The following is a 14362-nucleotide window of genomic DNA, read 5'->3' as shown; positions in this document are numbered from 1 at the left end:
GTGCGCGTGGAAATTTATAGCACAGAAGAACAACAGGTAGAGGCCATCAAGAGCTTCTGGAAAGAATACGGTACCTCCATCGTGGTGGGTGCAGTGGTTGGCCTGGGTGGCCTGTACGGCTGGAACACCTATTCCGATATGAAAGTGGCCAAGGCCGAAGCCGCCTCTGTGGCTTATCAGCAGCTGAGCGTTAACCTTGCTGATGAAGCGGCGCTGCTCAAAGCGGCTGAGAGCTTCAAAGCTGATCACAGCCAGGCAGGTTACGAGCTGCTTATCGAGCTGATGGTCGCCAAAAGCGCCGTTGAAGCCAAAGACTACGCCAAGGCCGAAGAGTCACTGAAAAAGGTGATTGCGGCCAAGGATGCTGGTTCACTGGGCAGCGTAGCTGCATTGCGTCTGGCGCGTATTCAGGCTGAGCAAGGTCAGGAAGCGGTTGCGCTTTCTACCCTGGAAGCCGTGAACGACCCTGCGTTTGATGCCCAGCGTGACGAAATCAAGGGTGACATCCTGGCTCGTCAGGGTGAAACCGATAAAGCCAAGGCTGCCTATCAGGCCGCAATGGACAAGGGCGGCGTGTCCGTCAGCCCACTGCTGAAAATGAAGCTGGATAACCTGAACCAGGCATAAGGAATTCGCCGATGAAGTCTTGGTGTAAAAACCTGCTGGCCGCTGGCCTGAGTTTGGCCGTGCTGTCTGCCTGTTCTTCCAACGATGTGGAAGAAGAGCCGGTCAGTGAACTGAAAGAGCTCAATGCGAGCGTATTCCCGGAAGTCAACTGGAGCACCAGTGTGGGTGATGGAGTAGGCGACTACTATTCGCGCCTGCGTCCTGCGGTGGAATACGGCAAGATTTTTGTTGCAGACCGTGATGGTCTGGTGGTGGCGTTCGAAGAAGAAACCGGTAACAAGGTTTGGGAAGCGGATTTCAGCAACCTGTTTAAAGACCGCTTGCTCGGTAAAAACAAAGGTGCCCGGCTGGCGGCTGGTATCACAGTAGCCCGCAACAAGGTGTTTGTAGGTGGCGAAAGTGGCCTGCTGGCGGCGCTTGATGCCGAAACCGGCGAAGTAGTCTGGAGTGCTCAGGCCTCCGGCGAACTGCTGTCTGCCCCTGCGGTTGGTGACAACACTGTGGTGGTAAACGCGAGCTCGGGTTCACTGGATGCGTTTGATGTAGACACTGGCGAGAAGCGCTGGAGCTATGAAAACGCGCTGCCTAACCTGACCCTGCGCGGCACAGGTTCGGCGGCATTCCAGGCCGGTGGTTTCTTTGTGGGTACCGCCGATGGCAAAGTAGCCGTGGTGATCAAAGACAACGGTCAGGCCGCGTGGGAACAAGCCATTTACACCCCCAAGGGTGGTAACGAATTCAGCCGCATGGCCGACGTGGATATGACGCCGCTGCCAGTAGGTGAAAACCTGTATGCAGTCAGCTACAACGGCAACCTGGTGGCGATGGAAATGCGCTCAGGCCGTATTTTGTGGTCACGCAAGTACTCCAGCTTCAACGAGCTGGCGGCCAGTGGCGTGCAGCTGTATCTGGTGGGCGACAGCAGCCGTATTTACGCGGTAGACCGTCGCAACGGCCTGGAGCTGTGGAGTAATTCCGAGCTGGCCAATCGCGAGCTGACTTCGCCAGCCGTGGTAGGTAACTACCTGGTAGTAGGTGATTTCGAAGGCTATCTGCACTTTATCGACCGTAACGACGGCAGCATTGCCGGTCGTATCGAAATCGACAGCGATGGCCTTTACAGCCAGCCGCTGGTTATCGATGGTAAGATATACGTACAGGGCCGCAGCGGCAAAGTGGCCCGCATCGTACTTCCTTAAGTCAAGGTTCAACCTTGCCAAGCCCCTGGAAGTACGTTCCGGGGGCTTTTTATTGAAAAGATTGTAATAGAGGCAAACACATGATCCCTGTAGTGGCCCTGGTGGGTCGCCCCAATGTGGGCAAATCGACCCTGTTCAACCGACTCACGAGAACCCGGGACGCCTTGGTAGCGGACTATCCCGGGTTGACCCGTGACCGCAAATACGGCCGTGCTTACCTGTCCGGCTACGAATTTATTGTGGTGGACACCGGCGGTATCGATGGCACCGAAGAAGGCATCGAGACCAAGATGGCCGAGCAGTCACTGGCAGCTATCGAAGAAGCCGATGTAGTGCTGTTTATGACCGACGCCCGCGCCGGTTTGACCGCCGCAGACCTCGCCATTGCCCAGCACCTTCGCAGCCGCGAAAAGATCACCTTTGTGGTGGCCAACAAGGTGGATGGTATCGATGGTGATTCTGCCTGCGCAGAGTTCTGGCAGCTGGGTCTGGGTGAGGTATACCAGATGGCGGCGGCGCAGGGCCGTGGCGTTACTGGCATGGTGGAATATGCGCTGGCGCCTTTTGCCGAGGCCATGGGCATCACCCGCGACGGCGAGGAAGAAGAAAGCCCTGCCGAGCGTTTCTACACCGAAGAAGAAGCCGAAGCCGAACAGCAGCGTTTGATGGAGCAGCCCATCAAGCTTGCCATTATCGGTAAGCCCAACGTGGGCAAGTCGACCCTGACCAACCGTATTTTGGGTGAAGAGCGGGTGGTAGTGTACGACCAGCCCGGCACCACCCGCGACTCTGTGTACATTCCCATGGAGCGCGATGGCCGTAACTACGTACTTATCGACACCGCCGGTGTGCGTCGCCGCGCCCGTGTGCATGAAGTTATCGAGAAGTTCTCGGTGATTAAGACCCTCAAAGCGGTTGAAGATGCCAACGTGGTGCTGCTGGTGATTGATGCCCATGAAGGCATTGCCGAGCAGGATCTGGGTCTGCTGGGCTTTGTGCTCAACGCCGGCCGCGCACTGGTGATAGCGGTGAACAAGTGGGATGGCCTGGATCAGAACGTGAAAGACCGCGTAAAAACCGAGCTTGACCGTCGCCTTGGCTTTATCGATTTTGCCCGTATTCACTTTATTTCGGCACTGCACGGCACAGGTGTTGGCCACCTGTTCGAGTCTATCGAAGAGGCTTACGAGAGTGCGACCCGCCGCGTGGGTACCGCCATGCTGACCCGTATCATGCAGATGGCACAGGACGATCACCAGCCACCTATGGTGAATGGTCGCCGGGTGAAGCTCAAGTACGCCCACGCCGGTGGTTACAATCCGCCAATTGTGGTGGTACACGGCAACCAGGTGAGCAAGCTGCCTGACTCTTACAAGCGCTACATGATGAACTACTACCGCCGCTCGCTCAAAGTGGTGGGTACGCCTATCCAACTGCGTTTCCACGAAGGGGATAACCCGTTCGAAGGCAAGAAGGAAAAGCTGACCATGAGCCAGGAGCGTCGCCGTAAGCGGATGATGAGCCATATCAAGGCCAAGAAATCCTGATAGCAGCCATCCAGCAAAAAGCCGGGCATTGCCCGGCTTTTTTGTGTCCAATTTTTGCGGTGAAAGCCTCAGATTAGTCGGTAAACACCTGGATCACTTCGGCGCTGAAGCGCCCCGATTTAAGCTGGGTTTCTACTTGGTCGCCCGGGCTTAAGTGGGCAGACGATTGCAGCACCTTGCCATCGCTGTCCTTGGTAATGGCGTAGCCCCGTGACAGGGTGGACAGCGGCGATACCGCTTCGAGCTGATGAGCAACCCGGCCAAGGCGGCTGTGGGCGTCTTGAAGGGTGTCTTTCAGCGCGGCGTGCAGCCTTGCATCGAGATAGCCAAGGCGCTGGGCTTCAAGACGCAGCTTTTGTGCCGGAGACTGGCGCTCAAGCCTTGCTTTCAGTCTCTCGAGCAACATGGCTTGGCGGGCAAGGCGTTTGTCCATGGCGGCGCCAAGGCGCAGCTCCAGTTCATCAAGGCGCTGAATTTGCTGCCCCAGCGCCCGTTTGGGATCCTGCCTGTCGAGCCTTGCCTGTAAGGCGGCAAGCCTGGCCTGGCTGCCAAGCAGATAATGGCGCCAGCTTTGCTGCAGACGCGAGAAGGTGGCCGCAAGCTTGTGGCTTTTATGGCTCTGATCGCCTGAAAGCAGCTCGGCGCCCGCCGAGGGGGTGGGGGCGCGCAGATCAGCCACATAATCGGCGATGCTGGTGTCCACCTCGTGACCCACGGCGCTCACTATGGTCAGGGCGCTGTTGTAGATGGCATGGGCCAGGGCTTCGCTGTTAAAGCACCACATATCCTCAAGGCTGCCGCCGCCGCGGGTAAGCAAGAGGACATCCACCTCCAGCCGGGCATTGGCAAGCTCTATGGCACGAATAATTTCCCTGTCAGCATCTTTGCCCTGCACGGCGGTGGGATAAATCACCACCTCGATGCCTGGGTCTCGCCGCTTCAATACATGCAGTACATCGCGTATCGCGGCGCCGGTGGCAGAGGTGATAACCCCAATGCGGCGAATGGATTCAGGCAGCGGCCGCTTGGTTTCCAGCGCAAACAGGCCTTCGGCGGCGAGTTTCATCTTCAGCGCTTCAAACTGCGCTGCCAGCATGCCGTCGCCCGCCGGGAACATGGCATCAATCAGCAGCTGATAGTCGCCCCTGGGTTCATACACGCTGATACTGCCGCGAACCAACACCTGTTGGCCATTGACAGGGCGAAAGGTGACTGTGCTGTTGCGGCCTTTGAACATGGCGGCGCGGATTTGCGAGTGGCTGTCTTTTAAGGTCAGATACCAGTGGCCAGAGGAGGGCGAGGAGAAATTGGAGATTTCGCCGCTGAGCCAAATCCGGCCCAATTGCCCTTCCAATAACTGCCGTACTTCACCGTTGAGGCGAGAGACGGTATAAACATCATTTTTAGGGACTTGCATTGAAATTTCCGGGCAAATGGTAATTTTTCACAATTTTGCATTTACCGCCCCCCACTTGCAAGGTATAATGCCGCCGCAATATTTCACCTCTACTTATCCTACCCAAGGGGAGATGTTGCAATGCTACGTTTAATCAAAGAAGCGCTGACTTTTGACGATGTGTTACTGGTCCCAGCGCACTCTACAGTCCTCCCTAATACCGCAATCCTCAAGACTCGACTGACTCAAAAAATCGAGCTCAACATTCCTTTGGTGTCTGCCGCCATGGATACCGTGACTGAAGCGCGCTTGGCAATCGCCATGGCTCAGGAAGGTGGTTTGGGCTTTATTCATAAAAACATGAGCATCGAGGCCCAGGCTGAAGAAGTCCGTAAGGTTAAAATCTACGAAGCCGGTGTGGTACAGGACCCTGTGACAGTGACTCCGGGCACCACTCTGGCTGAGCTGCGTAAGCTCACCGAGCGTAACGGCTTTGCCGGTTACCCCGTGGTGAACGAAGCCAACGAACTGGTAGGCATCATTACTGGCCGTGACGTACGCTTTGTGACCGACTGGTCCAAAACCGTACAGGAAGTGATGACGCCAAAAGATCGTCTGGTGACAGTGCCTGAAGGCACCAAGCTTGAAGACGTGCAAAAGCTGATGCACACCAACCGTATCGAAAAGGTACTGGTGGTTGATGACAGCTTCTGCCTCAAAGGTCTTATCACAGTAAAAGACTTCGAAAAGGCTGAGCGTAAGCCAAACGCCTGTAAAGACGAACTCGGTCGTCTGCGTGTAGGCGCTGCCGTGGGCGCAGGTCCTGGCAACGAAGAGCGTGTTGATGCCCTGGTGAAAGCCGGCGTTGACGTACTGCTTATCGATTCCTCGCACGGTCACTCCGAAGGCGTGCTGCAGCGCATTCGCGACACCCGTAACAAGTACCCTGAACTGCAAATCATCGGTGGCAACGTGGCCACGGCCGAAGGCGCCCTGGCGCTGGTTGAAGCCGGTGTAAACGCGGTGAAAGTGGGTATTGGTCCAGGCTCCATCTGTACCACCCGTATCGTAACCGGTGTGGGCGTACCACAAATCACAGCGGTGTCTGACGCTGCTGAAGCCGTGAAGCACCTGGGGGTACCTGTGATTGCCGACGGCGGTATCCGCTTCTCCGGCGACCTCGCCAAAGCGCTGGCAGCCGGTGCTTCGTGCATCATGGCAGGCTCTATGTTTGCCGGTACCGACGAAGCTCCGGGTGAAACCGAGCTGTATCAGGGCCGTGCTTATAAGTCTTATCGTGGCATGGGTTCACTTGGCGCCATGAGCCAGGGTTCATCTGACCGTTACTTCCAGAGCGACAACGCCGCCGACAAGCTGGTACCTGAGGGTATCGAAGGTCGCGTGCCTTACAAGGGCAAGCTCAAGGAAATCATTCACCAGCACATGGGCGGCCTGCGCTCCTGTATGGGCCTAACCGGTTGCGCTACCATCAAAGAACTGAACGAAAAAGCCCAGTTCGTGAAGGTGACCTCCGCCGGTATGGGCGAGTCCCACGTGCACGATGTGACCATTACCAAAGAAGCCCCTAACTATCGTACCGGTGGCTGATTGAAAAGGGCGGCCCCGGGTCGCCCTTGCTGTACCTGATGTCCGGGCCTTTGGGCGCCGGAACAAGATAAATGCCAAATGAGATAAAGGTTTTCCATGAGCAACATTCATGAGCACAAGATACTTATTCTGGATTTCGGCTCTCAGTACACTCAGCTGATCGCCCGCCGTATTCGTGAAATTGGTGTGTATTGCGAACTCTGGGCCTGGGACGTGACCGAAGCGCAGATCCGCGAATTTGCCCCTAACGGTATCGTTCTGGCCGGTGGTCCTGAGTCGGTAACCGAAGAAAACTCTCCCCGCGCCCCCGAGTACGTGTTTAACGCCGGTGTGCCTGTGCTGGGTATTTGCTACGGCATGCAGACCATGAGCGAGCAACTGGGTGGTAAGGTTATCCAGGGTGTTGGCGAGCGTGAGTTCGGCTATGCCCAGGTTGAAGTGCTGAGCGACAGTGCGCTCTTGCGTCACATCGAAGACGGCATTTCCGATGCCGGTAAGCCGCTTTTGGACGTGTGGATGAGCCACGGTGACAAGGTATCTGCCATCCCCGAAGGCTTTGTAGCCGTCGCCAAGACCGAAACCTGTCCGTTTGCTGTGATGGCCAACGAAGAGAAAAAGTTCTACGGCGTACAGTTCCACCCCGAAGTGACCCACACCCGTCAGGGCAAGCGCATGCTGGAACACTTTGTGATGGACATCTGTGGTTGTGACAACAAGTGGCAGCCTGCCTCCATCATCGAAGACGCGGTAGAGCGCATCAAGGCTCAGGTGGGCGACGATGAAGTGATCCTCGGCCTCTCTGGCGGTGTGGATTCATCTGTGACTGCCATGCTGCTGCACCGCGCCATCGGCAAGCGTCTGACCTGCGTATTCGTTGACAATGGCCTGCTGCGCCTCAACGAAGCCAAGCAGGTAATGGAAATGTTCGGCGACCACTTTGGTCTCAACATTGTCCACGTGGATGCTGAAAATCGCTTCCTCGAAGCGCTCAAGGGTGAAAACGACCCTGAAGCCAAGCGTAAGATCATTGGCCGCGTATTCGTGGAAATCTTCGACGAAGAAGCCTCCAAGTGCGTAAACGCCAAGTGGCTGGCCCAGGGCACCATCTACCCTGACGTGATTGAATCTGCAGGCAGTGCCACCGGTAAAGCCCATGTTATCAAGTCGCACCACAATGTGGGCGGTCTGCCGGATGACATGGAGCTGGGCTTGGTAGAACCGCTGCGTGAACTCTTTAAAGACGAAGTGCGTAAGATTGGTCTGGAACTCGGCCTGCCATACGACATGCTCTATCGCCACCCATTCCCAGGCCCAGGCCTTGGGGTGCGTGTACTGGGCGAAGTGAAGAAAGAATACTGCGATTTGCTACGCCGCGCCGACGCCATCTTCATCGAAGAGCTGCACCGCGCCGATCTGTACAACAAGGTCAGCCAGGCGTTCACCGTGTTCCTGCCGGTTCGCAGTGTTGGCGTAATGGGCGATGGCCGTAAGTACGACTGGGTTGTGTCGCTGCGCGCCGTGGAAACCATCGACTTTATGACTGCACACTGGGCACACCTGCCATACGATTTCCTTGGCCGCGTATCCAACCGCATCATCAACGAAGTCGACGGTATCTCCCGCGTGGTATACGACATCTCCGGCAAGCCACCCGCCACCATCGAGTGGGAATAATTGCTGAGTAAAAGCGGCTGAGTTAATCACCGCCAATAAAAAGGCCGCCAATGGGCGGCTTTTTTATTACCTGTGCAGCGCCCTTGTTGGTTATTAACTCCAATGAGGTCAAAATGCTGCTTTTTATTTGCACTTTTTAGTCTGGCTGACCGCTTCGAATTACCACGCTACAACTTCCGCCTTATTTGCTCAGCAGACCAGTGTGGATTGATTGGGTTTTCAGAATATCCCACTGGCTTTTCTTTTTTATACCAACAAAATCGCTGTATTCGATATTGGACGCTGCATTCTCCATGCATCCATCGATGCCAAGCACGCAAATGGCCAAGGTTTCTGGTGTGTTTGCACCACTCCCGCAAATTGACATCGTCTCCGAATGCCAGCAGGGCAGAGCTTTGGGCGCAGTGCTTACTTTCCTGGCGTGGCACTGGCTTACAAATTAACACAGTTATCCGGTTCCCCTTCGTTACCGCACATGTGGCTCTCTTTTACCTGCGAGCTGTTTTTAACGCTGTTTGCAAACAAAAAGTTACCGAATGGCGTTCATTATTTTTGCAAATATTTCGGGTATTTAGTGGGCTCGTCAATAAATTGACACAATATGGCTCTACTGTTAGATTTCGCGTATAAGTGGATTAAAATCCTTAGAAATCAATATTTACAGTATAAAGTTCTGTTTGTTGCCCTAGAGTAAGAGTCGCTTTGCTTTTCAAAGAAGGTAACGGAAGAACCTCTGGTCGAACACAAGGTGGGGGTAGTGTTATGGGTTTATTTGTCATGCAAAAGAAAGGCTTACTGAAGTTTGTCGACGGGCAGATAAAGATGGATGCTGATGGGGCTGCCAAGGCCGTATCAGTCGGGGATACCATTCCAGAAGGGGCTGTGCTGCTGATTGCAGACAACACCCGTTTCGAGATGGTGTTAAACGATGGCTCCCTGTTGGTCGGCGCGGATGCCGAGTCCCAGGGGGTGATGACGCTTATTGAAGAAGAGGCGGTAGACCCGAATACCCTCAGTGAAATCAATAGCCTGCAGGAGCAAATTCGCGCAGGTGACGATCCGACCGAAGACTTGCCCGATACCGCTGCCGGTAATGCACCGGCCAATCAGGGTGATTCTGGCTATGTGAGTCTGGCCCGTACCGGCAGTGAAACGCTGGCCGCCGCGGGTTTTGATACCACAGGCGAAGCGCCAGCCGCTGTTGCTGCTGTGGTCGAGCCACAATTGCCCGGCGATTACGCGACTGCTGCCCTGAATGACGAAGTCACCGTTGAAGAAGGCGCGGTTGCCAGTGGTAATGTGCTTTCCAACGATGTGGACATCGACTCCAGCCTGAGCGTGGTTACCTTTGAAGTAGACGGTAGCACCTATACCGCGGGCACCTCTGTGGTGCTGGCTGGCGGCGTGCTGGTTATCAATGCCGACGGCAGTTTCATCTTTACCCCCGATGATGACTGGAACGGCACAGTTCCGGTTATCACATACACCACCAACACAGGCGCGACCGCGACGCTGACCATTAATGTAACGCCGGTGGATGACCCTACCACAGCGGTGAATGATGTGGTGACTGTGGCCGAGGATACCGTTGCCACAGGCAATGTGCTGGATAACGACTCCGACATCGATTCCGAGCTCAGTGTGGTGAGCTTCGAGGTTGAAGGCAATAACTACGGCGCCGGCAGCAGTGTTGAACTGACCGGCGGTGTGCTGGTGATCAATGCCGACGGCAGCTACAGCTTTACCCCCAATGCCGACTGGAATGGTACAGTTCCCGTTATCACTTACACCACCAACACAGGCGCTACCGCAACCCTGACCATCAACGTTACCCCGGTAGAAGATGGTGCGCCCATAGTGGTGATTAACACCGATGCCAACAACGATGGTTTTATCAGCAATGAAGAGCTGGGCGGCGCGGCTACGGTCAATGTCACCATTGATATTACCCCAACCGGCGCCATCGCCGGTGACACCCTGACGGTGAACGGAGTCGATATTGTCCTGACCCAGGAAGATATTGATAACGGCTTTGTGAACATGGACTTGCCATCACCGGGTGAGGGCGAAACCATTACTGTGGTGGCCACAGTGACCGATCAGGCTGGCAATGAATCACCTCAGGGCAGCGATGCTGCCGTGCTGGATACCACGCCCCCCGTGATAACAGTGGATGCGCCGGATAACAGCAACGACACCACCCCGACCATTACAGGTACCACAGATGCCGAACCTGGCAGTACAGTTACCATCATCATTACCGACAGCGAAGGTGGCAGCCAAACCCTGACCACCACGGTGAATGAAGACGGCACCTATGCGGTGGATGTGACAGAGCCTCTGCCAGAAGGCGGCTATACCGCCGATGCCAGTGTGACCGACCCGGCTGGCAACACAGCCACCGACAGCGACGATGGCAGCGTGGATATCACCCCACCGGTGATCACCGTGGATGCGCCCGATAACACCAACGACACCACGCCTGTGATCACGGGTACCACAGATGCCACCCCCGGCAGCACAGTCACCATTGTTATTACCGACAGTGAAGGCGGCACCCAAACCCTGACTACCACAGTCAACGAAGACGGTACCTACGAGGTTGAAGTGACCGATCCGCTGCCTGGTGGTAATTACACCGCCGATGCCAGCGTGACCGATGCTGCCGGTAATACCGCCACCGATACCGATGACGGCAGCGTGGATGCCACTGCGCCCACCATTATCGTAGAAGCGCCCGACAACACCACCGATGACACACCCACCATCACAGGTACCACGGACGCCGACCCGGGCAGCACAGTGACCATTGTCATTACCGACAGCGAAGGCGGCACCCAAACCCTGACCACCACGGTCAATGAAGACGGCACTTATTCTGTCGATGTGGCCGAGCCGCTGCCAGAGGGCGGTTACACTGCCGATGCCAGCGTCACCGACACCGCCGGTAACACAGGCACCGACAGCGACGATGGTGATGTGGTTTACCCTGAAGTCAGCATCAGTGCCAATCAAACTGACGTGAGCGAAGGCGACAGCGCTAGCTTTACCGTGAGCCTGGATCAGGCTGCCACCGAAGATGTTACCGTCAGCTTCAGCTATTCCGGTACCGCCGCCGATGGCAGCGATTTTACCGGTGTGGTCAGCGTGGTGATCCCCGCCGGTCAAACCAGCGTGACAGTGGATATCGCCACCATCGACGATACCATCTACGAAGGCAGCGAAGACTTCACCATCAGCATCAGCGGCGTAAGTGGCGGCAACGCTACCATTGGCGCGAACAGCAGCGCCAGCACCAACATTGTTGACGATGGCACAGGCCCTGGTCCTAACCCCAACGACGATCGTCCCACCTTGAGTGTGACCGATGCCGGTGAAGTGAGTGAGGGCAGCAATGCCATCTTCACCGTGGGCCTGTCCAATCCCACCGAAGCGCCACTGACCATTAATCTGGGGCTGAACCTCGGCACCGCGGAAGAGACCGACCTTGGTGCCATGACCGTCACTTATGTGGATGGCAATGGCCAAACCCAGACCTTGACTGTGGCCGCCAATGGCGATGTGACCATCCCCGCGGGCGTCACCAGCCTGACCGTGACCGTGGCCACCACCCAGGACAGCGTCTATGAAGGCGATGAAACCTTCAGCCTGCAGGTGACTGAAGCCGGTGGTATTACCACCAATGGCGCGACCGGCGTGACTGGCGCTGCCACCATCGTTGATGATGGCTCCGTGACCCCGCCTGGCGGCGGCACGGCCGATGATGACCGTCCAACCCTGTCGGTCACCGATGCCGGTGAAGTGAGTGAGGGCAGCAATGCAGTGTTCACCGTGGGCCTGTCTAACCCCACCGAAGCACCACTGACCATTAACCTCGGTCTCAACCTCGGCAGCGCCGAAGCGTCTGATATTGGCACCATGACCGTTACCTATGTGGACGGCAATGGCCAAACCCAGACCTTGACCGTGGCCGCCAATGGCGATGTGACTGTTCCCGCGGGCGTGACCAGCCTGACCGTGACTGTCGCCACCACCCAGGACAGCGTCTATGAAGGCGATGAAACCTTCAGCCTGCAGGTGACTGAAGCCGGCGGCATTACCACCAATGGCGCGACCGGTGTGACTGGTGATGCCACCATCGTTGATGATGGCTCGGTGACCCCTCCTGGCGGCGGCACGGCGGATGATGACCGTCCAACCCTGAGTGTGACTGATGCCGGTGAAGTGTCGGAAGGCAGCAACGCGGTGTTCACCGTGGGCCTGTCCAATCCGACCGAAGCACCACTGACCATTAACCTCGGGCTGAACCTCGGCACCGCCGAAGCGACCGACCTTGGTGCCATGACCGTCACTTATGTGGACGGCAATGGTCAGACTCAGACTCTGGCGGTAGATGGCAGCGGTAACGTCACCATCCCGGCCGGCGTGACCAGCCTGACCGTGACTGTTGCCACCACCCAGGACAGCGTCTATGAAGGCGATGAAACCTTCAGCCTGCAAGTGACTGAAGCCGGCGGCATTACCACCAATGGCGCAGCCGGCGTGACTGGCGCTGCCACCATCGTTGATGATGGCTCGGTAACGCCTCCTGGCGGCACGGCCGATGACGACCGTCCAACCCTGTCGGTCACTGATGCCGGTGAAGTGAGTGAAGGCAGTGATGCCATCTTCACCGTGGGCCTGTCCAATCCGACTGAAGCACCACTGACCATTAATCTGGGGCTGAACCTCGGCACCGCGGAAGCGACCGACCTTGGTGCCATGACCGTCACTTACGTGGACGGCAATGGCCAGACCCAGACCTTGACCGTGGCCGCCAATGGCGATGTGACTGTTCCCGCAGGCGTGACCAGCCTGACCGTGACCGTGGCCACTACCCAGGACAGCGTCTATGAAGGCGATGAAACCTTCAGCCTGCAGGTGACTGAAGCCGGTGGTATCACCACCAATGGCGCGACCGGCGTCACTGGCGCTGCCACCATCGTCGATGATGGCTCGGTAACGCCTCCTGGCGGCGGCACGGCCGATGATGACCGTCCAACCCTGAGTGTGACCGATGCCGGTGAAGTGAGTGAGGGCAGTGATGCCATCTTCACCGTGGGCCTCTCCAATCCGACCGAAGCGCCACTGACCATTAACCTGGGGCTGAACCTCGGCACCGCGGAAGCGACTGACCTTGGCGCCATGACCGTCACTTACGTGGATGGCAATGGCCAGACCCAGACCTTAACCGTGGCCGCCAATGGCGATGTGACTGTTCCCGCGGGTGTGACCAGCCTGACCGTGACTGTCGCCACCACCCAGGACAGCGTCTACGAAGGCGATGAAACCTTCAGTCTGCAGGTGACTGAAGCCGGTGGTATCACCACCAATGGCGCGACCGGTGTCACTGGCGCTGCCACCATCGTTGATGATGGCTCCGTGACCCCGCCTGGCGGCGGCACGGCCGATGATGACCGTCCAACCTTGAGTGTGACCGATGCCGGTGAGGTGTCGGAAGGCAGCAATGCGGTGTTCACCGTGGGCCTGTCTAACCCCACTGAAGCACCACTGACCATTAATCTGGGGCTGAACCTCGGCACCGCGGAAGAGACCGACCTTGGTGCCATGACCGTCACTTATGTGGATGGCAATGGCCAAACCCAGACCTTGACTGTGGCCGCCAATGGCGATGTGACCATCCCCGCGGGCGTCACCAGCCTGACCGTGACCGTGGCCACCACCCAGGACAGCGTCTATGAAGGCGATGAAACCTTCAGCCTGCAGGTGACTGAAGCCGGTGGTATTACCACCAATGGCGCGACCGGCGTGACTGGCGCTGCCACCATCGTTGATGATGGCTCCGTGACCCCGCCTGGCGGCGGCACGGCCGATGATGACCGTCCAACCCTGTCGGTCACCGATGCCGGTGAAGTGAGTGAGGGCAGCAATGCAGTGTTCACCGTGGGCCTGTCTAACCCCACCGAAGCACCACTGACCATTAATCTGGGGCTGAACCTCGGCACCGCCGAAGAGACCGACCTTGGTGCCATGACCGTCACTTACGTGGACGGCAACGGCCAGACCCAGACTCTGGCGGTAGATGGCAGCGGTAACGTCACCATCCCGGCCGGCGTCACCAGCCTGACCGTGACCGTGGCCACCACCCAGGACAGCGTCTATGAAGGCGATGAAACCTTCAGCCTGCAGGTGACTGAAGCCGGTGGTATTACCACCAATGGCGCGACCGGCGTGACTGGCGCTGCCACCATCGTTGATGATGGCTCCGTGACCCCGCCTGGCGGCGGCACGGCCGATGATGACCGTCCAAC

At 57.2% G+C, this 14362-nt stretch carries 7 protein-coding genes; 6 read left to right on the top strand and 1 reads right to left on the bottom strand.

Features of this window, described 5'->3' with window-relative positions; all coding sequences use genetic code 11:
- Positions 1-6: 6 nt before the first annotated feature.
- From MJ923_RS14035 to der, 3 genes are all read left to right on the top strand, one after another.
- A complete protein-coding gene (locus MJ923_RS14035) occupies positions 7-627 on the top strand; it encodes a tetratricopeptide repeat protein (protein WP_240591640.1) in 621 nt (206 codons plus the stop codon).
- An 11-nt stretch (positions 628-638) separates the two neighbouring features.
- On the top strand, positions 639-1826 hold the full coding sequence (gene bamB, locus MJ923_RS14030; protein WP_240591639.1) for an outer membrane protein assembly factor BamB: 1188 nt from the start codon (positions 639-641) through the stop codon (positions 1824-1826).
- An 80-nt stretch (positions 1827-1906) separates the two neighbouring features.
- Entirely contained in the window at positions 1907-3373 is a 1467-nt protein-coding gene (gene der / locus MJ923_RS14025; protein ID WP_240591638.1) for a ribosome biogenesis GTPase Der, read from the top strand.
- A 73-nt stretch (positions 3374-3446) separates the two neighbouring features.
- Here der and xseA read toward each other — a convergent pair whose 3' ends face one another.
- Positions 3447-4790, bottom strand: a complete 1344-nt coding sequence (xseA, locus tag MJ923_RS14020; RefSeq protein WP_240591637.1) for an exodeoxyribonuclease VII large subunit — start codon at positions 4788-4790, stop codon at positions 3447-3449.
- Between the two features lie 120 nt (positions 4791-4910).
- Here xseA and guaB point away from each other — a divergent pair, with 120 nt between their 5' ends.
- The 3 genes from guaB to MJ923_RS14005 form a co-directional block, all read left to right on the top strand.
- Positions 4911-6377 (top strand): IMP dehydrogenase, encoded by a 1467-nt coding sequence (gene guaB / locus MJ923_RS14015; protein WP_126167525.1) that lies wholly within the window; start codon positions 4911-4913, stop codon positions 6375-6377.
- 96 nt (positions 6378-6473) lie between these two features.
- Complete coding sequence (gene guaA, locus MJ923_RS14010) at positions 6474-8051, top strand: glutamine-hydrolyzing GMP synthase (RefSeq protein WP_240591636.1); 1578 nt, start codon at positions 6474-6476, stop codon at positions 8049-8051.
- 777 nt (positions 8052-8828) lie between these two features.
- A partial coding sequence (locus tag MJ923_RS14005; protein WP_240591635.1) for a Calx-beta domain-containing protein occupies positions 8829-14362 on the top strand: 5534 nt, incomplete at its 3' end.

This window comes from Shewanella zhuhaiensis (genome assembly GCF_022484835.1).
GTDB lineage: Bacteria > Pseudomonadota > Gammaproteobacteria > Enterobacterales > Shewanellaceae > Shewanella > Shewanella khirikhana.
This window is presented reverse-complemented; position numbering and strand designations above follow the sequence as displayed.